The following is a 23,301-nucleotide window of genomic DNA, read 5'->3' on the forward strand; positions in this document are numbered from 1 at the left end:
AGAATGAGCAACCGCTGAGCCGAAGCCCGGATGTCCCACCCGGCCCCTTATCCTTCGAGGCCGCCTCGCGCCACGTCGGGATGAGGGGAGGGGGCACGCGGTACGAGGCGATCCGAGACGACCAGACGGGAACACGACTTGACCAACCCAGACGCCATCCACGACCAGGACGACCGCGCCCGCCACGACCGGATCAAGGCGCCGCGGCCCTACCGTTTCGGGGCCAAGAGGCCGATCGAGGGGCTGCCCGCGGCCCTGCCCGACCCGGTCAAGGCCTATCTGGACGTCCTGCCTGAGGGCCGCGTGGTCGGCTTCCCCCTGGCGCCGCTGGATCGCACCGGCGTCCCGGTCTGGTTCGTCGCCCTGTTCCTCGACGACCCGTTCTTCGTCGGCGCGATGCCGTCCGGCATCGGCTACGGCGCCACCGACGAGGAAGCGCTGATCGGGGCCGTCGCCGAGATTGCCGAGAACCTGATGCCGTCGCTGGCGGTGCTGCCGCGGGCCAAGGAGCGGGCGAGCTACACCGACCTCGCCCGCGTCTACGGCGCCGCCTCGGTGGCCGACCCGCTGACCCTCTGCCTGCCCGCGGGCTCCCCGGTCGGCCGCGACACGGTGCTCGAATGGACGCCGACGGTCCGGCACGCCACCGGCGAGATCGTGCTGATGCCGCTCGATGTGGCCGCCACCGATTATTTCGAGCTGTCCGAGGGCTACAAGCCTTTCACCAATCTGATCACCAACGGCCTCGGCGCCGGACCCGACGTGACCTTCGCGCTGGGTCACGGCGTCCTGGAGCTGCTCCAGCGCGACGGCAACGGCCTGTTGTTCCGGGCGCTCGACCAGGGCGTGATGCTCGACCTCGACGGGATCGGGCCGGAGAACGCCGCGATGCTGGCCCGCCTCAAGGAGCTGGGCATCCGGGCGCTGCCGAAATTCGCCACGGACCAGTTCGGCCTCACCAACCTCTACGTCGTCGGCTACGACGAGGATCCGGCCCGCACCCCGGCGCCGATCGCGCTCTCGGCCTGCGGCGAGGCCTGCGATCCGGACCGGGAGCGGGCGCTGCGCAAGGCCTTGCTGGAGTTCCAAGCGGCGCGGGTGCGCAAGACCTTCGGGCATGGCCCCCTCGACATGGCCGCCACCGTGACCCCGCCCGGCTACGTCGATGCGTTCATCCAGAAGGCGCTGCCGAGCCTCGATCTCGAGGAGAGCCGCGCCCTTCAGGCGATGCTCGAATGGATCGAGATGCCGGCCGCCGGCCTCCGGGACGTGCTGGCCGACACCGTCTACAGCCAGCGGGGCACCAAGCGGTTCGCGGATCTGCCTTCCACCCCGGCCCCGGACGGCCATGCCCGGGGCAAGATCGCCTGCGACCGGCTGCTGGAGGCGGGGTTCGACGTGCTCTACGTCGATTGCTCGCCGCTCGGCGGCAGCGTCGGCGTGGTCAAGGCGATCGTGCCGGGGCTCGAAGTCGAGACCATGAGCTACTACCGCATCGGCGAGCGCAACACGCGCAAGCTGATCGAGCGCGACCTCCCGCTGATCCGGTTCGGCACCGAGAGCGAGACCCTGCGCCCGGTGCGCCTGACCCCGGAGGCGTTGGAGCGGTTCGGCGGCCAGCCGCTGTTCGATACCGCCCTCGCCGAGCAGATCGTCGGCCGGCACTATCCGCTTTACCGCGAACCGGAATCGCACCACGCGCCGTTCCGGCTCGCCCAGAAGACCGGGAGAGCGGCGTGACCCTGCGCTTCGCCTACAACACCAACGGCGCCGCCAACCATCGCCTCGACGACGCGCTGCACCTGATTAAGGCCGCGGGCTACGACGGCGTGGCCCTGACGCTGGACATCCACCACCTCGATCCGTTCGCCGAGACCTGGGCCGCGGAAACCGGCCGGGTCGCGAGCCTGCTGGAACGGCTGGAGCTGGCCTGCGTCATCGAGACCGGCGCCCGCTTTCTGCTCGACCCCAACGCCAAGCACGAGCCGACCCTGGTGACCGCCGACGCCGCCGGGCGCGCCCGGCGGGTCGGCTTCCTCAAGCGCGCGGTGGAGATCGGTGCGATCCTGTCCGCCGAGGCGGTCTCGTTCTGGGCGGGCGTGCCCAAGCCCGGCGTGGAGCACGGCGAAGCCCGGCGCTGGCTGGCGGAGGGGCTGCACGAGGTCGCGGCCTTCGCCACCGAGGCCGGGATCGTGCCGTGCCTGGAGCCCGAGCCCGGCATGTTGATCGAGACGCTGGACGATTACGAGGCCCTCGACGTCCCCGGGCTTAAGCTCGCCCTGGACACCGGCCACTGCCTCGTCACCGGCGAGCGCGAGCCGGCCGCGGCCGTCCGCGAGTTCGCCGACCGCACCGGCACCGTGGCGATCGAGGACATGAAGCGCGGCAGCCATATCCACCTGCCCTTCGGCGAGGGCGATATGGACGTGCCCAGCGTGCTGGAGGCGCTGGAGGCGGTCGGCTTCGGCAAGCTGATCTGCGTCGAGCTCTCTCGGGAGAGCCACCGGGCCGACGTGATGATCCCGCAGGCGCTGGACTACCTCCGCGCCTGCCGGCGGCCTGGCCCGGTCCTCGCCAGCGAACAAGAGACCCGCCGGCAATGGCCGTGACCGGACGAGCGCACCTCTCCTCCCCTATGCGGGGAGGGGCTGGAGGTGGGGGTCGCGCAGGATGGAGCGCCACGGTGCCGACTGCGTCACTCCCACCCCTACCCCTCCCCGCACGGGGAAGGGGACCCTCGCCCTTCGGTGTCGCCCGATGAAAATCCTCTTCCTCAGCCGCCGCTACTTCCCGGCGATTTCGGGCATGAGCGTCTACGCGCAGAACCTGCTGCGCGAGCTGGTCGGCGCCGGCCACGACGTGACGATGATCTCGCAATACCGGGGCGATGCCTTCGGGACCCGCGTCTATGGCGGTGGCCCACCGCCACCCGTGCCGGGGGTGCGGGTGATCGGCCTGGAGCAGCTCGGCGAGCAGCAGGCGGGCGATTTCGAGCGCGACATCGCCACCATGGTCGAGGCGATCGAGCGGGAGCATGCGCGTACGCCCTTCGATGTGCTGCACGCGCAGTACGGCTATCCCACCGGCTGGGCGGTCCTGCTCGCCGCCCGAAAGCTCGGGGTGCCGAGCGTGGTCTCGATCCAGGGCGGCGACGGCCACTGGGTCGGCTCCTGCTGCGAGACCCACCGGGTGGCGATGTGCGAGGTCCTGGCCCACGCCAACGCCCTGCTGATCGGCGGCGCGTCCTTCGTGGACGAGGTCTGCGAGCGCCTCGGCTCCGATCCGGCCCGGTTCACGATCGTGCCCGGCGCGGTCGACACCGACCGCTTCGCGCAAGGGACGCCCGACGGCCTGCCGGCGCCGCATGCCGGTCCGATCCGGCTGTTCTACCACGGCCGGGTCGACCGCCGGAAAGGCGTGCTCGACTTCATCAACGCCCTGGCGATCCTGCGTGCGCAGGGCACGCCGTTCGCCGCCACGATCTCGGGTATCGGGCCGGACGTGGATCCCGCCCAGGCGCTGGCCACGGACCTCGCCTTCGCGCCGCGGGACATCGCCTTCACCGGCTATGCCGAGTACGGCCACGTGCCGGACCTCTACCGCCGGGCCGACGTGTTCGTCTCGCCGACCTACGCCGAGGGGTTCTCCAACACGATCCTGGAGGCGATGGCGGCGGGGCTCGCGGTGGTCTCCTGCCACGCGGTCGGGGTCTCGGACTGCCTGCGCGACGGCGAGAACGGCCTGATGGTCGATCCGGGCGACGTTCAGGCGCTCGCCGCCGCACTGACCCGGGTCGTCACCGACGCCGAGCTGCGCCGCGGCCTGGCCACGGCCGGCCTCGAGGAATGCCGCCGGGTCTATTCCTGGAGCGCCGTCGGCCGGCAGATCATGGAGGTGTACGGACGCGTTCAGCATGAGCGCCCGGCCACGGATTTCTCCATCGACCTGCCCGACGATCCCACCTGCCGCTTCCGCGCCGAGCCGCACCTCCTCTGACGCAGGAAGCCCCGCCGCGTGCCGATAGCCCTCGCCCTCTCGCCCCATCTCGACGACGCGGCCTTCTCCTGCGGCGGACTGCTCGCGAGCCTCGCCCGAGAGGGCTGGCACGTAGTGATGGCGACGCTGTTCACCGGCAGCGTCGCCGACCCGACGGGGTTCGCGCTGGCCTGCCAGCTCGACAAGGGCCTGTCGGCCGCCGTCGACTACATGGCCCTGCGCCGGGCCGAGGACATCCAGGCCGCGGTCGCGCTCGGGATCGCGCCGCCCCGGCACCTGCCGTTCCGCGAGGCGCCGCACCGGGGCTACGGCTCCGCGCCGGAACTGTTTTCCCAGACGCGCGGGGATGACGCCATCACGGCCGACCTGGCGCCGGCCCTGGCGGCTCTGATCGCCGCGGAGCGGCCCGATCTCGTCCTCGCCCCGCAGGCCATCGGCGGCCATGTCGACCACGTCCAGGCCGTCCGTGCCCTGCGCGGCCTCGACGGGCTGCCCCCGATCCTGTGGTGGCGCGACTTCCCCTACACGGTCCGCGAGGCCGCACCCCGGGAGCCCCTGGCCGCGCTGTTCGCCGGGTTGCCAGCGCACCGGATGACGCTCGATCCAGAGGCCCAGGCGCGCAAGCGCGCCGCCTGCGCGGCCTATGGCAGCCAGATCGGGTTCCAATTCGGCGGACCGGCCGGCCTCGACGCGCGGCTCGCCCGGGAGGAGGGGATCGAGCGCTTCCGCCTCACCGGCCGCCTCGCCGCGCCGATCCCCGGTCTCGATGCCGCCTGAGCCGCAGGCGCCGAAATCCCTCGCCGACCCGGCTGCGCTCGCGGCCCGCCGGGCCCTGATCGACGCGCCCCACATCGCCCCGATCCGCGCGCTGGCCGACCGGATCGTCGCCGAGCGGGGCGCGCCGGTCCCGGTGCCCGATCCGCTGGATGGCGGCGTCGCGGCCAGGATGCTGCTGCTCCTGGAAACGCCGGGGCCGGCCGTGCTGCGCACCGGCTTCGTCACCCGCGACAGCGCGAACGGCACCGCCGCCAACCTGTTCCGCTTCCTGCGGGAGGCCGGCATCGCGCGGGCGGACACCCTGATCTGGAACGCGGTGCCCTGGCTGATCCACGAGGCGGGCGCCCTCAACCGGGCTCCGCGCCGGGCGGAGGTCGCGGCGGCCGCGCCCTATCTGGCGCCGCTGTTGGACCTGCTGCCCGGGCTCGCCGTGGCGGTGCTGGCCGGGCGCACCGCCGGCGGGACGGCGCCGGCGATCGCGGCCCTGCGTCCGGGCCTGCCGCTGATCGCGGTCCCCACCCGAGCCCGACCTATGTCTGCACCGCCCCGGAGGTGCCCGCGCGGATCCGGCGGGGCCTCTCCGAGGCCGCGGCGATCCTGTGCCGCGCCGCGCGGTGAGGATCGGATCCCCATCGGATCCCGGCCTTCCCTGGCCTTGGGCGCCGGTTCGGCCTACATGGCGAGGCAACGGGCCGCGGTCCGGGATCATCCGGTACGGGCGCAGGCCTTCGGCCGGGCCGCGCAGCCGGAAGGGCGGACGCCGAACGGCATGAACTTTCAGGGACAGCACCGGGGACCGGCAGAGCCGGTCGAGCCGGTCAAGCACGACGCTGTCGCGGACAAGCCGCGCAAGAGCTGGAGCAGCCGGTATGCCTGGATCGGCACGGCCGCCAGCATCGTGCTGTTCGCGGTCTCGCTGGGCGTGCTGTGGAAGCTCGTCCAGAGCGTGAGCTGGGCGGAGGTGCGGGCGGCGGTGACGGCGGCGACCGGCGAGCAGCTCGGCCTCGCCTTCCTGTTCGTCGGGATCAGCTACCTGTTCCTGACGGGCTACGACGCGCTGGCCCTGCGCCAGCTCCGAATCAAGGTGCCGTACCGGATCACCGCGCTCGCCTCTTTCACCAGCTACGCGGTGAGCTTCACCCTCGGCTTCCCGCTGCTGACCGCCGGCACGATCCGCTACTGGATCTACGCCCGGCAGGGCCTGTCCACAGCCAAGATCGCCGCGCTCACGGTCATCGCGGGCTTCACCTTCTGGCTCGGCATGGGCGTGGTGCTGGGGCTGAGCCTAATCATCGAGGCCGGGCAGCTCGCCGGGCTCGCCTTCACGTCGATTCGGATCAACCAGGGCGTCGGCCTCGTGGCCCTGGGCCTGGTACTGGGCTACCTCGCCTGGGTCTCGGCCAAGAAGCGCAGCATCACGGTCAAGCAGTGGCGGCTGGAACTGCCGGGCGCCTCGGTCTCGATCGGCCAGATGATCGTCGGGATCGGCGACGTCTGCGCGGCGGCGGCGGTGCTCTACGTGCTGCTGCCGCAGGGGATGACGCTGGGCTTCACCACGTTCCTGGCGATCTACGTGCTGGCCGCGATGCTGGGCATCGCCTCCAACGCCCCCGGGGGCATCGGGGTGTTCGAGGCCACCATTCTGCTCGCCCTGTCGAGCCTGCCGCGCAACGAGGTGTTGACCTCGCTGCTGCTGTTCCGGGGCTGCTACTACGTCGTGCCGTTCGTCGTCGCCCTGGCGATGCTCGGCCTCTACGAGATCGTGAAGCGGGCCGGCGGCGCGCGCGATCCGGGGCCGCCGGAAGGCACGGCCGGCCCGTCCGGCCGCCCCTGGCCCGACGACACCGAGTCCCGGTAATTCCACCGGACCGCCGTCGATCATGACCGACCGCCCGCGCAGTTCCCAGGCCTGGACGGGCGCCGCAATCGCGGCCGGCCTGTTCGCCGTCGCCCTGGCGCTGTCTGGCCGGCTCGACCTTCCGCTGATCCTGGCCGGCCTCGGCTCGGTCTGCCTGGGCGGCTGGCTCGGGGGCGCGGCCCGGAAGCCCCGGTGCCGCGGCCGGCGGCGACGGCCCAGCGCCACGCGATCGCCGAGGCGCTGCTGGCCCACGTGCCCGATCCGGTCATCCTGGTGGACCGCCGCACCCTGGTGGTGGAGGCCAACCCGGCGGCCCGGGCGCTGCTGCCGGCCCTGCTCCAGGCCCGGCCCCTGTCCTTCGCGCTGCGCAGCCCGGAGGTCCTCGACGGGGTCGAGGCGGTGCTGAGTTCCGGCATGCCCCGCCGTGTCCCCCTGTCGACCCGGGTGCCCCTGGAGCGGACCTTCGAGGTCCAGATCGGCGCCCTGCCGATGCCCGATGGGTCGGGGGTCAGCGCGGTTCTGTTCCTGCGCGATCTCACCTCGGCCCGGCGCCTCGAGGCGATGCGGGTCGATTTCGTGGCCAATGCCAGCCACGAGCTGCGCACGCCGCTCGCCACCCTGATCGGGTTCATCGAGACCCTGCAGGGCCCGGCCCGCGAGGACACGCAGGCCCGCGAACGATTCCTCGAGATCATGCGCGTCCAGGCGCTGCGCATGACCCGGCTGATCGACGACCTGCTGTCGCTGTCAAGGATCGAGCTGCGCGAGCACGTGGCCCCTACCACCGTGGTCGATCTCGGGGCGCTGGCCCGGCAGATGGTCGACGCGCAGGGGCCGCCCGCCGAGGCGCGGGGCGCCACGGTGCGGTTCGCGGACGGCGACGGCCCCTATCCCGTGCCCGGTGATGCCGACGAGCTGGCCCGGGTGATCGAGAACCTGATCGAGAACGCTGTGAAGTACGGCGGCGGCCATGTCGGCGTCGCCCTGAGCCGCGAGGATGATACCCGGCTCGGCCGGCGGATCGTGCTGTCCGTGACGGATGACGGCCCGGGGATCCCGCCCGAGCACATCCCGCGCCTGACCGAGCGCTTCTACCGGGTCGACGTCGCCTCCAGCCGCGCCCGGGGCGGGACGGGGCTCGGCCTCGCCATCGTGAAGCACAGCCTCAACCGCCACCGCGGTCGCCTCGCCATCGACAGCACGGTCGGCCGGGGGACGGTCGTGCGCGTCAGCCTGCCGGAATACGGCGGCGACGCGGAGGTGGCCCGCGTCGCCGATCAGGCCGGGCCGGCATAGGGGCCGATCCCGAGCCCGGCCTCGACCCGCGGGATCCAGGCGCGGATGGCCGGGTAGGCGGCCAAGTCGAAGCCGCCCTCGTGGGCCATGCGGGTGTAGGCGACCAGCGCCACGTCGGCGAGCGTCAGCGCATCGCCGGCCATGAAGGCCGCGCGTTCGAGCGTCGCCTGCATCAGCCGAAGCGCGTCAGTGCCGCGTTCCGCGAGCTTCGGATCGAGCGCGTCCGGTGCGCGCTTCAGGTAATGAAGCTGATACCGGCGGACCGCGATGTAGGGCTCGTGGCTGTACTGCTCCCAGAACATCCATTGCAGCATGCGGGCGCGGTCGCGGGCCGCCTCGGGCACGAGCGCCGAGCCTTCCGCGAGGTAGACGATGATCGCGTTGGATTCCGATAGGGTCTCGCCATCGGGAAACACGACGAGCGGGACACGGCCGGCGGGGTTCAGCGCCAGGAACGCCGGATCGCGTGTGCCGCCACCCGGGACGTCGATGGTGCGCCAGATCGACGGGATGCCGAGACGATCGGCCACCCATTTGACCTTGAGGCAGTTGCCGGAACCCGGATCCCCGTAGAGCGTCAGCGGTTCGGTCATCGGAGGCCTCGCAGGGCTGGGTCAAATCGTTCGCAGAGCGCCGCGGGATGCGGGCAACGGCTGGACCCGAGCGCATCTCCCTCTCCCGCCGGTCGCAAACCGATGGCCGCACAGTGTCGGCCCGATCCCGATTCGGCAATGCGATCCAGGAGGCCCTTGACCTTCCCATGATGGGAAGCCCCATCTGAGGCGGCATGGATGCTTCGATCGGAACCGCCCCCGTGCCCGAACACGTCTCCCTGAGCTTCCCCGTCGATGGGATGTCCTGCGCGTCCTGCGTCGGGCGGGTCGAGCGCGCCCTGAAGGCGTTGCCCGGTGCCCGCGACGTGGCGGTCAATCTCGCCACCAACCGCGCCAGCCTCGTCCTCGGCGGCCGCGCGGGTCCGGCCGACGCCGCGGCCGCGCTGGCGGATGCCGGCTACCCGATCCCGGAGACCGAGAGCCGGATCGCCGTCTCGGGGATGTCCTGCGCGTCCTGCGTCGGACGGGTCGAGCGCGCACTCGCCGCCCTGCCGGGGGTGAGCGGCGCCAGCGTCAACCTGGTCACCGGCCAGGCCGCGATCCGCCATCCGGAGGGCGTGGTCTCCGTCGGCGACCTCGTCGCGGCCGTGGCCACGGCGGGCTACGAAGCCCGGCCCCTCGACGACGGGCCGCGAACCGATCCGGCGACCCGGCAGGAGGCCGAGGGCCGCGCGCTCCGCCGCGCCCTCACCGTGGCGGGGCTGCTCTCCGCCCCCGTGGTCGTCCTCGAAATGTGCGGCCACGTCCTGCCCGGCTTCCATGCCAGCCCGGCCACGGCCCTGGTCCAGGCCGCCCTGGCGACCCTGGTGCTCGCCTGGCCCGGCCGCCGCTTCTTCCTGCGGGGCGTGCCGGGCCTGCTGCGCGGCCATCCCGACATGAACGCCCTGGTCGCCCTCGGGGCGGGGGCCGCCTACCTCTACTCCCTGGTCTCGGCCCTGACCCCAGGCCTGCTGCCCGCGGGCGCGGCGCATCTCTACTTCGAGGCCAGCGTGCTGATCGTCACGCTGATCCTGCTCGGGCGGAATCTGGAGGCCGGCGCCCGGGGCCGGACCGGTCAGGCGATCACGCGGCTGATGGATCTGGCGCCCAAGACCGCCCGGGTGATCCGCGACGGGTCGGAGGTCGAGGTGCCGCTCGGGGAACTCCGCATCGGCGCCGTGGTCCGCGTCAGACCCGGCGAGCGGGTCGCGGCCGACGGCGCGGTTGTTTCCGGCACGAGCCACGTCGACGAGAGCATGGTGACGGGGGAGCCCGTGCCCGTGCGGAAGGGGCCGGGGGACCGGATGGTCGGCGGAACCCTGAACGGGCGCGGCAGCCTCGACCTCCGGGTCGACGCGGTCGGCGGCGCCACCGTGCTGGCGCAGATCGCCGCCATGGTGGAGCGGGCCCAGGGCGGCAAGCTGCCGATCCAGGCGCTGGTCGATCGCGTCACCGGGCGCTTCGTGCCGGCGGTGATCGGGATCGCGCTCGCGACGTTCCTGGGCTGGCTGATCCTGGCCCCGGCCCCCGCCCTCGGGCCGGCCCTGGTCAACGCCGTCGCAGTGCTGATCATCGCCTGCCCCTGCGCCATGGGGCTGGCCACGCCCACCGCCATCATGGTCGGGACCGGGCGGGCGGCGGGCCGGGGCATCCTGTTCCGCGACGGCGCGGCGCTGCAACGGCTGCGCGACGTGCGCGTCGTCGCCCTGGACAAGACCGGCACCCTCACCGAGGGCCGCCCGCGGGTCACCGATCTTCTCGTGACCTCGGGTTTCGCGGAGGACGAGGCACTGGCCCTCGCGGCCGGCCTGGAGAGCCGGTCCGAGCATCCTCTGGCCGGCGCCGTGGTGGCGGCCGCCCGCGCCCGGGGCCTGGACGACAGGCGCGAGCCCGAGCGCTTCGAGGCGGTGGAGGGGTTCGGCGTGTCCGGACAGGTCGCGGGCCGAAGCGTGGCTCTCGGCGCGCCGCGCTACCTCGACCGGCTCGGCATCGCCCTGGACCCGGACCTCGCCGCCCGCGCCGGACAGCTGGCCGAGGACGGCAAGAGCCCGATACACCTCGCCCTCGACGGCCGCCATGCCGGGCTGCTGGCCGTGGCCGACCCGGTGAAGCCGGGCGCCCGCGAGGCCGTGGCGGCGCTGACGGCGCAGGGGCTCGTCGTGGCGATGGTGACGGGCGACGACCCGCGCACAGCCGCCGGGGTCGCCAAAAGCCTCGGCATCGACGAGGTGGCCGCTGGGATCCTGCCCGGGGGCAAGGTCGAAACGGTCGAGAGATTGCGGGCGGCGCATGGGCCCGTAGCCTTCGTCGGCGACGGCATCAACGACGCCCCGGCGCTGGCCGAGGCCGATGTCGGCCTCGCCATCGGCACCGGTACCGACATCGCCGTCGAGAGCGCCGACGTGGTGCTGATGTCGGGGGAGCCGCAGGCGCTGGTGGAGGCGCTCGCCCTGTCCCGGGCGGTGATGGCCAATATCCGCCAGAACCTGTTCTGGGCCTTCGCCTACAACGCGGCCCTGATCCCCGTGGCCGCGGGCCTGCTGGTGCCGTTCGGCGGCCCGGCCTTGTCGCCGGTCCTGGCCGCGGGTGCGATGGCGTTCTCGAGCGTCTTCGTGCTCGGCAACGCCCTGCGGCTGCGCCGGGCCGGGGGCCGGGCCGCGCCCGCCGCCGAAGCATCCGCACCAGTGCCGAGGCCGGCATGAGCGCGGGATCCATCACCATCGGCGAGGCGGCCCGGCGCACCGGCGTCTCGGCCAAGATGATCCGCTGGTACGAGGCGACCGGCCTGCTGCCGCCCGCGACCCGCTCCGAGGCGGGCTACCGCCACTACGACGACGCGGACCTGCACACCCTGCGGTTCGTCCGCCGCGCCCGCGACCTCGGCTTCAGCGTCGAGGCCATCGCGGACCTGCTGGCGCTCTGGCGCGACCGCGCCCGGCCGAGCGCCGGCGTGAAGGCGATCGCCGAGGAGCAGATCGCCGACCTGCGCCGCCGGATCGGCGAGCTGGAGGGCATGGCCCGGACTCTGGAGCGCCTCGCCGAGAGCTGCTGCGGCGACGCGCGGCCCGATTGCCCGATCCTCGATGACCTCGCCACGGAGGATGGGCCGCGCTTAACTCGAACATCGAGTCGCGGTCTGGGGCAGCGGAGACCTGTGCGGAGGGTGTGAGAATGACGGGTTTGATACCGGAGGTGGACGCTCGGCGTAAGCTTGTCGCCAACGAGCAGGCGAAGCCGACGGCGACTTATATCAATGGCTTGTCCATCGCTGTCTTCGCTGTCGGCGGCCTCTCGCCCTTCATCACGGCCCTTGGTATCGTCACGGAGCAACATGGCTTCCTTGTCGGCGCTCTCATTCTGCTCGGCGTTTGCTCGTTGTCGAGTAGTACCCCACATCTGGTGGCACGATCCCGTCTCGGGAATCTGGACCCATGACGACATTTCAGTTCGTAAGTTTCCTCGCTGTTCCGCTTGCGGGGCTTGCCCTTGGATTTGGCATGTTGTGGCTGACCGGCAAGGCGCCTTGAGCCGTCGAACAACGTCCAAAATCATCGATCCAAGGCGGTTCGGAGTTTCGCGCGACAAGCGCGGCCGTTGACGCCGCGTCTGGCCCCGGCTTTGCTGGAACGGCCCAGTCTCTCGCCGAGACCTCACGGCCACGAAAGCCCCGGACCCATGCCCGCCCTCGAACGGATCCGCGCCTTCGCCGACACGATGACCGCGTGGCGGCACGATCTCCACGCCCACCCGGAGCTGCTCTACGACGTGGAGCGGACGGCGGGGTTCGTGGCGGACCAGCTCCGGGCCTTCGGCTGCGACACGGTGGAGACCGCCATCGGCCGGACCGGCGTGGTCGGGGTGATCCGCGGCAACGGCCGAAGCTCGAACCGCGCCATCGGGCTGCGCGCCGACATGGACGCCCTTCCGATCCAGGAGGTCCGGGACCTGCCGTACCGCTCCACGGTGCCGGGCACGATGCACGCCTGCGGCCATGACGGGCACACCACGATGCTGCTCGGGGCGGCCAAGTACCTCTCCGAGACCCGGGACTTCGACGGCGCCGCGGTGCTGATCTTCCAGCCGGCCGAGGAGGGCGGCGGCGGCGGCGAGGCGATGGTCGAGGACGGCCTGATGGAGCGGTTCGGGATCGAATCGGTCTACGGGATGCACAACATCCCCGGCATGGCGGTCGGCACTTTCGCGATCCGGCCGGGGCCGATCATGGCGTCCACCGACCGCTTCACCCTCACCATCGAGGGGCGGGGCGGCCACGCGGCGCTGCCGCAGAACGCCGTCGACAGCGTGCTGGTGGCGAGCCACGTGATCATCGCCCTGCAGAGCATCGTCGCGCGCAACCTCGATCCGCTCGAATCCGCCGTGGTCTCGGTCTGCGCGCTCGAGGCCGGCGAGGCGTTCAACGTGCTGCCGCAGAGCGTGACCATGCGGGGCACCCTGCGCACGCTGTCCCAGGCGGTGCGCAGCCAGGTCAAGGCACGGATCGAAACCCTGGTGACCGAGGTCTCCGGGGCCTTCGGCGCCACCGGCGTGGTCGAATACGGGTCGAGCTACCCGGTCACCGAGAACCACCCGGCCGAAACGGAGTTCATGGCCGGCGTGGCCGAGGCGCTGGTCGGCGCGGAGAATGTCGACCGGACCGTCGCGCCGATGATGACGGCGGAGGACTTCTCCTACATGCTCGGCCGCCGCCCCGGCGCCTACATGTTCATCGGTAACGGCGACAGTGCCTCGCTCCACCACCCGCACTACGATTTCAACGATTCCGCGACCCCGTACGGGGCGTCGCTGTGGGCGCGCCTGATCGAGACGGCGCTGCCCCGGACGGCTTGACCGGCGGCGTGACGGACGGTGCGGGCCCGGCGGGCCCGGACCCTATCCCGCTCCCGACCCTGCGGCAGGCCGTCCCGGTCTGGATGCGGGTGGCGGCCCTGTCGTTCGGCGGCCCCGCCGGGCAGATCGCCGTGATGCACCGCATCCTGGTGGACGAGCGGCGCTGGATCTCCGAGCGGCGCTTCCTGCACGGGCTCGGCTTCTGCACGCTCCTGCCCGGCCCGGAGGCGCAGCAACTCGCGACCTATATCGGCTGGCTGATGCACGGCCCCGCCGGCGGCCTCGTCGCGGGCGGGCTGTTCGTGCTGCCGGGGCTGCTCGCCCTGATGGGCCTGAGCTGGCTCTACGTCCTGTACGGCGCGGTCGACCTCGTCGCCGGACTGTTCTTCGGGCTCAAGGCGGCGGTGCTCGCCATCGTGCTGCACGCGCTCTGGCGCCTCGGCGGCCGGGCTTTGCGCGGACGGGCGGACCGGCTCATCGCGGCGGCCGCCTTCGTGGCGATCTTCGTCCTGGCGGTGCCGTTCCCTCTGGTCGTGGTCGCGGCGGGCGCCCTCGGCCTCGTGCTGGGACGCAGGCCCGCGCCGGCCTCCGCCGAAACCGAGGCGGGCGATGAGGGCGGGTTCCTGATCGGCCAGGCGATGTTGTCGCGCGAGCGTGCGGGGCCGGAGGAATCCCTGCGCGTCGCCGCCCTGTGGCTGGCGATCTGGCTCCTGCCGGTGGCCGCCCTGCTGCTCCTGCCCGGGCCGCCCCCGGTCTTCGGGCAGGTGGCCGTGTTCTTCGCCAAGATGGCGGTCGTGACCTTCGGGGGGGCCTACGCGGCGCTCGCCTACGTCGCCCAGCAGGCGGTGGAGCATTACGGCTGGCTGCGGCCCGGTGAGATGCTCGACGGGCTGGGGCTCGCCGAGACCACCCCGGGGCCGCTGATCATGGTGCTCCAGTTCGTCGGCTTCCTGGCCGGCTATCGGGCGCCCGGCACCCTGCCGCCGCTGCTGGCGGGAACGCTGGCCGGGCTGCTGACGACCTGGGTCACCTTCGCGCCATGCTTCCTCTGGATCTTCGCCGGGGCGCCGCTGATCGGGCGCCTGCGCGGCAGCCGCCTGCTGGCCGGCGCCCTGTCGGCGATCACCGCCGCGGTGGCGGGCGTGATCCTCAACCTCGCCGTCTGGTTCGGGCTGCGGACGCTGTTTTCCGAGGTCCGGTCTGTGCCGCTCGGGCCGCTGCGCCTCGACCTGCCCGTGCCCGCCAGCCTCGATCCCGCCGCCCTGGTGCTGACGTTGTCGGCGATCCTGGCGGTCTTCCGGTTCGGCCTCGGGGCGCTGCCGACCCTGGCGCTGTGTGCCGGGGCCGGGATGCTGCTGCGGCTGTCGGGCTTGGCCTGACCGGCGCGGTCAGGCCCCGTAGCGGGCCTTGAGCAGCGCGTAGGTCAGCCGGGCGGTCTGGACCTCGCCGCCCTCCGGCCGTCCCGGCTTGGTGGAGGGGTTCCAGCCGTAGAGGTCGAAATGGCCGTGCGCCCTGGTCTTCGGGGCGAAGCGGCGCAGGAACAAGGCCGCGGTGATCGCCCCGGCGAACGGGCCGCCCGAGACGTTGTTGAGGTCGGCGACCTTGGAGTCGAGCAGGCTCGCGTAGGGGGCGTGGAGCGGCATCCGCCAGATCGGGTCGATCGCGCGCCGCCCCGCCTCCGAGACGGAGGCCGCCAGGGCCTCGTCCTCGGTGAAGAACGCCGGCAGATCCGGCCCGAGCGCCACCCGGGCGGCGCCCGTCAGGGTCGAGAAGTCGAGGATCAGCGCGGGCTCCTCGGCGTCGGCAAGGGCCAGCGCGTCGGCCAGGATCAGCCGCCCCTCCGCGTCGGTGTTGCCGATCTCGACGCTCAAGCCCGCCCGGCTGGGCAGCACGTCGCTGGGGCGGAAGGCGTTGCCCGAGACCGCGTTCTCCACCGCCGGGATCAGCACGCGCAGGCGGACCCGCAGGCCCCCGCCCATGATCATGTCGGCGGCCGCCAGCGCCACCGCGGCACCGCCCATGTCCTTCTTCATCAGCAGCATCGCGGCGGAGGGTTTTATGTCGAGCCCGCCGGTGTCGAAGGCGACGCCCTTGCCGACCAGGGTCACCCGCGGCGCGTCCGCCGGTCCCCAGGTCAGGTCGATCAGGCGCGGCGCCCGGGGCGAGGCGACCCCGACGGCGTGGATCAGGGGGAATTCCCGCGCGAGCGCCTCGCCTTGCGTCACGTCGATCGACGCCCCGTGGCGCTCGGCCAGCGACCGGGCGGCGGCCTCGATCTCGGCGGGTCCGAGATCGTTGGCGGGGGTGTTGATCAGGTCGCGGCCCATCGCCACCGCGGCGGCGACCCGCGCGACCTCGGCCCCGTCGATCCCGGCCGGCGCCGCCAGCCGCGCCTTCGTCCCCCCGGCAGTCCGGTACCGGCCGAAGCGGTAGCTGCCCATCAGCCAGGCCAACGCGGCCTCGGCCGGGTCGGGGGCGTTCTCCAGGCGAAACGTCCCGTCCGGAAGCAGGGCGGGCAGCTTGCCGGCGATCAGCCGGTCATAGGTGGCCGCCTCCGGATCGCCGAGGCCGAACAGCACCCGCGCGAGACCGCCGTCCGGGCCCGGCAGCAGCGCCAGGCTCCCGGCCTTCGGCTTGAAGCCGATTGTTTGCGCGAAACGCCTGTGCGCCGGTTCCAGGGCCGCTTCGGCCTCGCTCCAGGATGCCGTCGTCACCAGGATGACCGGAACGGACGGCGTGTCTGCGGGCAGCAGGGCGGCGTGCGTCGCGGGGATGTCGGCCTGGGTCATGTGCCTCTCGTGCGGCGGTCGGGCCGGCAGCGGCTTAACCGGTGGTTAGGGTTAACGCTCTATCACCGGCCGGCCGGGAGGGTGAAGCGTGGGTCGGAGCCCGCCCGGCCAGTGCCGGCGGAGCGCACCATGATGACGGCCCCGATCCGGGTCACCACGACCCTGGCTTCCACCCGCGGCCTCGCCGCCGCGGCCATCGTGGCGCTGGGCCTCGCCGGCTGCAACACCCGTTCCCCCGAGACCACCGGCTCGATTGGCGATGTCACCGGTCGGTCGGTCGCGCCGCGCCAGGAGGTCGCCTCACGCCAGGATCTCGACGGGCTGGCCGAACGCTTCAACGCCAATCCGGGCGACGGACGCGCGGCCCTTGCATATGCCCGCGCCCTCCGGTCGAACGACCAGGCGGCCCAGGCCTCCGCGGTGCTGCAGCAGGCGGCCCTGCGCAACCCGCGCGACACCTTCATCCTCGGCGCCTACGGCAAGTCGCTGGTGGAGGCCGGTCGCTACCGCGAGGCGATCGACGTCCTCGCCAACGCCCATTCCCCGGCGTCGCCCGACTGGCGCATCCTGTCGGCGCAGGGCTCGGCCTCCGCGCAACTCGGTGAGCAGGCCCGGGCCCAGAGCTTCTACGAGGCCGCGCTCAAGATCCGGCCGAACGAGCCGTCGCTGCTGTCGAATCTCGGCCTGTCCTACGCGCTGTCGCGCAACCTCGACCAGGCCGAGCAGACCCTGCGGCTCGCCGCCGACCAACCCGGAGCCGACGCCCGCGTCCGCGCGAACCTCGCCCTCGTGCTCGGCCTGAAAGGCCGATTCGCCGACGCCGAGACCGTCCTGCGCCGGGACATGGGTCCCGATGAGGCCGCCTCCAACGTGGCGTCCCTGCGCAAGCTCGCCGCTCAGCCGAATCGGTTCAAGGCGTTGTCGGGGGCTCCGACGCCGGAGCGGGGGTGACGGCTATCCCGCGACGGTGACCGTCCGGATCTGCCGCGCGCCTTCCGGATCCCGCTGCGGGCTATGATGTTTCCGGTTCGCCGACGCATGAGGGTATAGGCCGGGCCCAGGCGGGTTTCCCCCTCCCACAGAAGGGGAGGGGAGGTCCGTGCGGCTGCCGTCCCGCTTCCCGGCACGATGCGCGCCTTCCCCCGGGATGCTGCGGCACGGAACCCGCTCCGGCGCCCGACAGGGTAGCGCGGCTGTCATCGCAACCCGGTAGCGGCCAGATTCGAAAAGTTCTATATCGGGATCTGGCTGCGCCGCGCGGCTCCACGGGCGTCCAAATCGCCCCCGCGCATCGTCCTGCCCGGGCACTCCCGGGGCGGCGCGCGCCCGTCGGGCGCTACACAGGCCGAACACAGACTTCGTAGCGCAGGTCTTGCCTGCGCGTGTTCGACAACCCGCAGCGAGGATTGAACCAGCCGTGCCATCACTCGACAGCTACAAGGCCCGCCAGACGCTCGAAGCCGGCGGCAAGACCTACACCTACTACTCGATCCCCGAGGCCGAGAAGAACGGCCTCGCCTCCGCCACCGCGCTGCCCTTCTCCATGAAGGTGCTGCTGGAGAACCTGCTGCGCTTCGAGGATGACCGCTCCGTCCGCAAGGCCGACATCGCCGCGACGGTCGGCTGGCTCGCCGAGAAGGGCAAGGCCGAGGTCGAGATCGCCTTCCGGCCCGCCCGGGTGCTGATGCAGGACTTCACCGGCGTCCCGGCCGTGGTCGATCTGGCGGCCATGCGCGACGCCATGGTGGCGCTCGGCGGCGACCCGCAGAAGATCAACCCGCTGGTGCCGGTGGATCTGGTCATCGACCACTCGGTGATCGTCGACGAGTTCGGCACCCCCAAGGCGCTGGCCGACAACGTCGCGCTGGAATACTCGCGCAACGGCGAGCGCTACACCTTCCTGAAGTGGGGCCAATCGGCCTTCGACAACTTCTCCGTGGTCCCCCCGGGCACCGGCATCTGCCACCAGGTGAACCTGGAATACCTGGCCCAGACCGTCTGGATGAAGTCCGAGGACGGGGCCGAGATCGCCTATCCCGATTCGCTGGTCGGCACCGATTCGCACACCACCATGGTCAACGGCATGGCGGTGCTGGGCTGGGGCGTCGGCGGCATCGAGGCCGAGGCGGCCATGCTCGGCCAGCCGCTCTCGATGCTGATCCCCGAGGTCGTGGGCTTCAAGCTGTCGGGCAAGCTGCCCGAGGGCACCACCGCCACCGACCTGGTGCTCACCGTCACCCAGATGCTGCGCAAGAAGGGCGTGGTCGGCAAGTTCGTGGAGTTCTACGGCCCCGGCCTCGACGACATGGCGGTCGCCGACCGGGCCACGATCTCCAACATGGCCCCCGAATACGGCGCCACCTGCGGCTTCTTCCCGATCGACCAGCGCACCATCGACTTCCTGAAAGTCACCGGCCGCGCCGACGACCGGATCGCCCTGGTGGAGGCCTACGCCAAGGCGCAGGGCATGTGGCGCGACGCGAACACGCCCGACCCGGTCTTCACCGATTCGCTGCAGCTCGACATGGGCGAGGTCCGGCCTTCGCTGGCCGGCCCGAAGCGCCCGCAGGACCGGGTGCTGCTCGACGCCGCCAAGCCGGGCTTCGCGGCCTCGATGGAGACCGAGTTCAAGAAGGCCGCCGACCTCGCCAGCCGCTACGCGGTCGAGGGCACGAACTTCGACATCGGGCACGGCGACGTGGTGATCGCGGCGATCACCAGCTGCACCAACACGTCGAACCCCTCCGTGATGATCGGCGCGGGCCTGCTCGCCCGCAACGCCGTCGCCAAGGGCCTGCGCTCCAAGCCGTGGGTGAAGACCTCGCTCGCCCCCGGCTCGCAGGTCGTCGGTGAGTATCTCGAGAAGTCCGGCCTACAGGAGCCCCTCGACGCGCTGGGCTTCAACCTCGTCGGCTTCGGCTGCACCACCTGCATCGGCAATTCCGGGCCGCTGCCGGAGGCGATCTCCAAGGCGATCAACGACAACGACATCGTGGCCGCCGCGGTGCTCTCGGGCAACCGCAACTTCGAGGGCCGGGTGAACCCCGACGTGCGGGCGAACTACCTCGCCTCGCCGCCGCTCGTCGTCGCCTACGCGCTCGCCGGCTCGATGCAGATCGACATCACCACCGAGCCGCTGGGCCACGGCTCCGACGGCAAGCCGGTCTACCTGCGGGACATCTGGCCGTCGTCCGCGGAGGTGCAGCAGTTCATCGAGGAGAACATCACCTCGGAGCTGTTCAAGCGCCGCTACGCCGACGTGTTCGGTGGCGACCAGAACTGGAAGGACGTCATGGTCACCGAGGCCGAGACCTTCGCGTGGAACCCCGGCTCCACCTACGTGCAGAACCCCCCGTACTTCGTCGGCATGGAGAAGACTCCCAAGCCCGTGGAGGACATCGAGGACGCCCGCATCCTCGGGCTCTTCCTCGACTCGATCACCACCGACCACATCTCGCCCGCGGGCAACATCCGGGCGGCCTCGCCGGCCGGCGAGTACCTGCAGGCCCACCAGGTCCGGGTGCAGGACTTCAACCAGTACGGCACAAGGCGCGGCAACCACGAGGTGATGATGCGGGGCACCTTCGCCAACATCCGCATCAAGAACCAGATGGTCCGGGATCCGTCCGGCACCGTGGTCGAGGGTGGCTGGACGCTGTTCCAGCCGTCCGGCGAGAAGATGTTCATCTACGACGCGGCGCAGAGATACGCCGAGAGCGGCACGCCGCTCGTCGTCTTCGCCGGCAAGGAGTACGGCACCGGCTCGTCGCGCGATTGGGCGGCCAAGGGCACGAAGCTGCTCGGCATCCGCGCCGTGGTGGCCGAGAGCTTCGAGCGCATCCACCGCTCGAACCTCGTCGGCATGGGCATCGTCCCGCTGGTGTTCCAGGGCGAGACCTCCTGGGCGTCGCTCGGCCTGAAGGGCGACGAGACCGTCACCATCAAGGGCCTGTCGGGCGAGCTGAAGCCGCGCCAGACCCTGGTCGCGGCGATCACCGCGGCCGATGGATCGAAGATGGAGGTGCCGCTCACCTGCCGGATTGATACGCTCGACGAGCTGGAATACTTCCGCAACGGCGGCATCCTGCCCTACGTGCTGCGCTCGCTCGCGGCCTGATCCACGACGGGCGGCGTCCGCGCCGCCCACCCGGTCTTTCAAAGGCGGCGCCCCCGGGGCGCCGCCTTCTTTTTGGCTCGGACGAGGACGTTTCGTTTGCGCACAACCTTGTTTAGCGCGGCCAGCGCCCCATAACCCGGCTCCTGAAGCCAGGATGGGACCCCCGATGAAGCATCTCAGCAAGACCCTCGCCGCCGCAGCCGGACTGACGGCGCTCCTGTCGAGCGCGGCCTTCGCCGCCCAGGTCGAGCGCGTCCGCGGCACCATCGACAAGGCCGAGGGCACCACCCTCACGATCAAGACCGAGGACGGCAAGTCCGAGACCGTGGATGTCGGCGGCGCGAAGTTCGCCTGGGTGGTCCCGTCGAGCCTCGACGCGATCAAGGACGGCGTCTTCATCGGCACCGCCACCAAGGGCGAGAACCCGATGACGGCGCTCGAAGTCGTGCTGTTCCCCGAGTCGATGCGCGGCACCGGCGAGGGCCATTACGGCTGGGACTCGATCACCGACCAGACCGGCGGCGCCGGCTCGAAGGTGAAGAGCGCCATGACCAACGGCACCGTGAAGGCCGAGACCGCCAACGCCCCCAAGGTGAAGAGCGCGATGACCAACGGCACCGTGAAGGCCGACAAGGCGGCGTCCGGCGGCGAGCGCACCCTGACGGTGAGCTACGGCAAGGACGGCTCCAAGGAGATCGTGGTGCCGGCCTCGGCGCCGATCGTCGCCTTCGAGCCGGCCGACAAGGCGATCCTGGCCCCCGGCTCCAAGGTTTTCGCGGTCGTCGCCAAGGACGGCGCCAAGGCCGAGGGCAAGCTCGTGGCGGTCGGCAAGGACGGCCTGACCCCGCCGATGTAAGGTTTGGGAGTCTCGCGCGCCGCGGTCGGCACGGCTGGCTGCGGCGCGCGGGTTGTTCATCCACGCGGGCGTTCTCTTGGTTCCCGGGGCATGGCCGGCCGCGCGGAGGGTACTGTGGCAACGCTCGCTGTCGCGGGACACCGGCGGCGATCGCACACATCGTCGGCACGAAGCGGCGTTGCGCACCAGCGAGGGATTTGTCGCCCACGCGCTGAGGCTGGCGACAGCTCAGAACCGCGCTGGATTTGTCGACAACCGACGAAGAATGATATCATTAGGGTGTGGAACCGTTTTTTTAGAAAAATATGTGAGAACGGATTGGTGAGATCTACAAAATATCTACTATGACGCCCGTATCTCCGTCGTGGCCCAGGCTATTTTGGCCGTTGATGTTTTCGCGATGATACGAGATATCCTGGATCGAGTTTCCAAGATGCGGGATCGGCACGATGAAATTGTTGCGTGACGCAAAAATTCTCGTGAAATTTGCCATTCCGCTCGTCATCGTGGCTTTGGCCGCCGGAGGATTGATCGTCTACGCGCGTGCGAGTCTGATCGCCCAATCGGCCCAGACCCGGCAGATCGTCGATGTCCAGGCCAACCGCCTCGCGATGATCCTCGGCCTCCAGATCGATTTCGGTGAGATCGCCGTCCAGGCGCGCAACCTCGTCCTCGAAACGCGCGAGTCGCAGATGGCGGGGTACCAGACCCTCATCAAGCAGAACACGGCGCACGCGTTCAGCTTGCTCGATGCCCTGATGCAGATGGCCGACACGCCCGCGCGGCGCTCGGCCGGGGAGACATTGCGGCAGATCCTGACGGCGTTCGGCGCCGTGGTCGATCGGGTTGCCGCGAGCGCGGAGCGCGGGGAGGCCGACGCCGCCGGCGCCATCCTGCTGGCCGAGGGCAATCCGCTCCGGGCCAAGCTGGTGGAGATGATACAGGCTCGGGTCGATGTCCTGAAGGGCGACCTTCAACGGGAGCGGGACGAGTCCGAGGGGGTGGCCTCCCGGGCGACCCTTCTCCTGGTTGCGGCGGCAACAATCGGCCTTGCCGTCGCCATCGGGGCGGGCGTCGCCGTGGTCGTTCTCGGCGTGACGGCCCCGCTCAAACGGCTGGTCCAAACCCTCGAGCGCATGGGGCGCGGAGAGACCGACAGCGAGATCCTCGAGGCCGCCCGCGGCGACGAGATCGGTGCCGTCGGGCGCGCCGTGGAAGGGATCAAGCGCCTGGTCGCCGCGGAGGCTGCCGAGCAGGCCGAGATCCGGCGTCGCGCCGATCAGGCGACCTCGTCCGAGCGCAGGCGTGCCCGTGCCGAGCTGGCCGACAGCTTCGAGCAGGCCATGGTCGGCATCGTCGGCACCGTCTCGACATCGGCGAGCGCGCTGCAGACAGCCGCCCAGGACATGACCGACACCGCCAGCCTGGCGGCGATGCAGGCCGCCACCGTCGCCTCGGCGGCCGAGGAGGCGGCCGGGAACGTCCAGACGGTCGCGGCCGCCGCGGAACAGCTCGGAACCTCGGTGCAGGAGATCGGACGTCAGGTCACGGGCTCGGCCGGGCTCACCCGGATCGCGGCCCAGGAGGCCGGGCAGACCACCAAGCTGGTTCAGGCCCTGAGCCAGACCTCGGCGAAGATCGGCGAGATGGTCGGGCTGATCGCCGACATCGCCAACCGGACCAACCTGCTGGCGCTCAACGCCACCATCGAGGCGGCGCGCGCCGGCGAGGCGGGGCGGGGCTTCGCCGTGGTGGCGACGGAGGTCAAGGCGCTCGCCGGCCAGACCGCCCGGGTCACGGACGAGATCACCGGCCAGGTCGGCGCGATCAGGGCCGTGACCGAGAATGCCGTGGCGGCCATCGGTGGGATCACCAGCCGCATCGGCGAGATCGACGGCGTCACCGCCAGCATCGCGGCCGCGGTCGAGCAGCAGGGTGCCGCGACCCAGGAGATCGTCCGCAACGTCTCCGAGGCCGCGCTGGGGACCGGTGCGGTCACGAGCAACATCGTCGGCGTCGCGGATGCGTCCGAGCGGACCGGGGCGGCCGCGACCCAGGTCCTGGGGGCGGCCGCCACGCTCTCGGACCAGTCCGGGCGCCTGAACGCCGAGGTGTCCCGCTTCCTCGCTGGAATCCGGGCCGCCTGAGGCGGACCCGGTGTCTGGCAGCCG

At 71.6% G+C, this 23,301-nt stretch carries 15 protein-coding genes and 2 pseudogenes; 15 read left to right on the forward strand and 2 right to left on the reverse strand.

The window, feature by feature from the left end; all coding sequences use genetic code 11:
• Window positions 1-138: 138 nt before the first annotated feature.
• The 7 genes and pseudogenes from FVA80_RS27860 to FVA80_RS27890 all read left to right on the forward strand — a co-directional run bounded on the left by FVA80_RS27860 (window position 139) and on the right by FVA80_RS27890 (window position 7,927).
• Window positions 139-1,740, forward strand: a complete 1,602-nt coding sequence (locus tag FVA80_RS27860; RefSeq protein ID WP_147906409.1) for a YcaO-like family protein — start codon at window positions 139-141, stop codon at window positions 1,738-1,740.
• Complete coding sequence (locus FVA80_RS27865; protein ID WP_147906410.1) at window positions 1,737-2,609, forward strand: sugar phosphate isomerase/epimerase family protein; 873 nt, start codon at window positions 1,737-1,739, stop codon at window positions 2,607-2,609. Before FVA80_RS27860 ends, FVA80_RS27865 begins: the two co-directional genes overlap by 4 nt.
• A gap of 148 nt (window positions 2,610-2,757) precedes the next feature.
• Complete coding sequence (locus tag FVA80_RS27870) at window positions 2,758-3,996, forward strand: glycosyltransferase family 4 protein (RefSeq protein ID WP_147906411.1); 1,239 nt, start codon at window positions 2,758-2,760, stop codon at window positions 3,994-3,996.
• A gap of 18 nt (window positions 3,997-4,014) precedes the next feature.
• Complete coding sequence (locus FVA80_RS27875) at window positions 4,015-4,773, forward strand: PIG-L family deacetylase (RefSeq protein WP_147906412.1); 759 nt, start codon at window positions 4,015-4,017, stop codon at window positions 4,771-4,773.
• Window positions 4,763-5,391 (forward strand): annotated as a pseudogene (locus FVA80_RS27880) (uracil-DNA glycosylase). The gene FVA80_RS27875 and the pseudogene FVA80_RS27880 overlap by 11 nt, the downstream one beginning before the upstream one ends.
• A gap of 151 nt (window positions 5,392-5,542) precedes the next feature.
• Complete coding sequence (locus FVA80_RS27885) at window positions 5,543-6,631, forward strand: lysylphosphatidylglycerol synthase domain-containing protein (RefSeq protein WP_147906425.1); 1,089 nt, start codon at window positions 5,543-5,545, stop codon at window positions 6,629-6,631.
• A gap of 22 nt (window positions 6,632-6,653) precedes the next feature.
• Window positions 6,654-7,927 (forward strand): annotated as a pseudogene (locus FVA80_RS27890) (ATP-binding protein).
• Here the strand turns inward: FVA80_RS27890 and FVA80_RS27895 are convergent.
• Window positions 7,909-8,520, reverse strand: a complete 612-nt coding sequence (locus FVA80_RS27895; RefSeq protein WP_147907550.1) for a glutathione S-transferase family protein — start codon at window positions 8,518-8,520, stop codon at window positions 7,909-7,911. The pseudogene FVA80_RS27890 and the gene FVA80_RS27895 sit on opposite strands and share 19 nt — an antisense overlap.
• A 194-nt stretch (window positions 8,521-8,714) precedes the next feature.
• Between FVA80_RS27895 and FVA80_RS27900 the strand changes: the two genes are divergently transcribed.
• The 4 genes from FVA80_RS27900 to chrA all read left to right on the forward strand — a co-directional run bounded on the left by FVA80_RS27900 (window position 8,715) and on the right by chrA (window position 14,747).
• On the forward strand, window positions 8,715-11,222 hold the full coding sequence (locus tag FVA80_RS27900; protein WP_246692171.1) for a heavy metal translocating P-type ATPase: 2,508 nt from the start codon (window positions 8,715-8,717) through the stop codon (window positions 11,220-11,222).
• A complete protein-coding gene (gene cueR / locus FVA80_RS27905; protein ID WP_147907549.1) occupies window positions 11,219-11,689 on the forward strand; it encodes a Cu(I)-responsive transcriptional regulator in 471 nt (156 codons plus the stop codon). Before FVA80_RS27900 ends, cueR begins: the two co-directional genes overlap by 4 nt.
• 506 nt (window positions 11,690-12,195) lie before the next feature.
• Entirely contained in the window at window positions 12,196-13,368 is a 1,173-nt protein-coding gene (locus FVA80_RS27915; protein WP_147907547.1) for a M20 aminoacylase family protein, read from the forward strand.
• Window positions 13,369-13,451: 83 nt separating this feature from the next.
• Window positions 13,452-14,747: a chromate efflux transporter gene (gene chrA, locus FVA80_RS27920; protein WP_246692475.1), complete on the forward strand. Its 1,296-nt coding sequence runs from the start codon at window positions 13,452-13,454 to the stop codon at window positions 14,745-14,747.
• A 9-nt stretch (window positions 14,748-14,756) separates the two neighbouring features.
• Here the strand turns inward: chrA and FVA80_RS27925 are convergent, their stop codons facing one another.
• Window positions 14,757-16,157, reverse strand: a complete 1,401-nt coding sequence (locus FVA80_RS27925) for a leucyl aminopeptidase family protein (RefSeq protein ID WP_147907545.1) — start codon at window positions 16,155-16,157, stop codon at window positions 14,757-14,759.
• A gap of 129 nt (window positions 16,158-16,286) precedes the next feature.
• Here FVA80_RS27925 and FVA80_RS27930 point away from each other — a divergent pair, with 129 nt between their 5' ends.
• The 4 genes from FVA80_RS27930 (at window position 16,287) to FVA80_RS27945 (ending at window position 23,277) form a co-directional block, all read left to right on the forward strand.
• Window positions 16,287-17,108 (forward strand): CDC27 family protein, encoded by an 822-nt coding sequence (locus FVA80_RS27930; RefSeq protein WP_147907544.1) that lies wholly within the window; start codon window positions 16,287-16,289, stop codon window positions 17,106-17,108.
• Between the two features lie 466 nt (window positions 17,109-17,574).
• Window positions 17,575-20,274, forward strand: a complete 2,700-nt coding sequence (gene acnA, locus FVA80_RS27935) for an aconitate hydratase AcnA (protein ID WP_147907543.1) — start codon at window positions 17,575-17,577, stop codon at window positions 20,272-20,274.
• Between the two features lie 166 nt (window positions 20,275-20,440).
• A complete protein-coding gene (locus tag FVA80_RS27940) occupies window positions 20,441-21,130 on the forward strand; it encodes a metal ABC transporter permease (RefSeq protein WP_147907542.1) in 690 nt (229 codons plus the stop codon).
• A 449-nt stretch (window positions 21,131-21,579) separates the two neighbouring features.
• On the forward strand, window positions 21,580-23,277 hold the full coding sequence (locus tag FVA80_RS27945; protein ID WP_147907541.1) for a methyl-accepting chemotaxis protein: 1,698 nt from the start codon (window positions 21,580-21,582) through the stop codon (window positions 23,275-23,277).
• Window positions 23,278-23,301 lie beyond the last annotated feature (24 nt).

Source organism: Methylobacterium sp. WL1, assembly GCF_008000895.1.
Classification (GTDB): Bacteria; Pseudomonadota; Alphaproteobacteria; order Rhizobiales; family Beijerinckiaceae; genus Methylobacterium.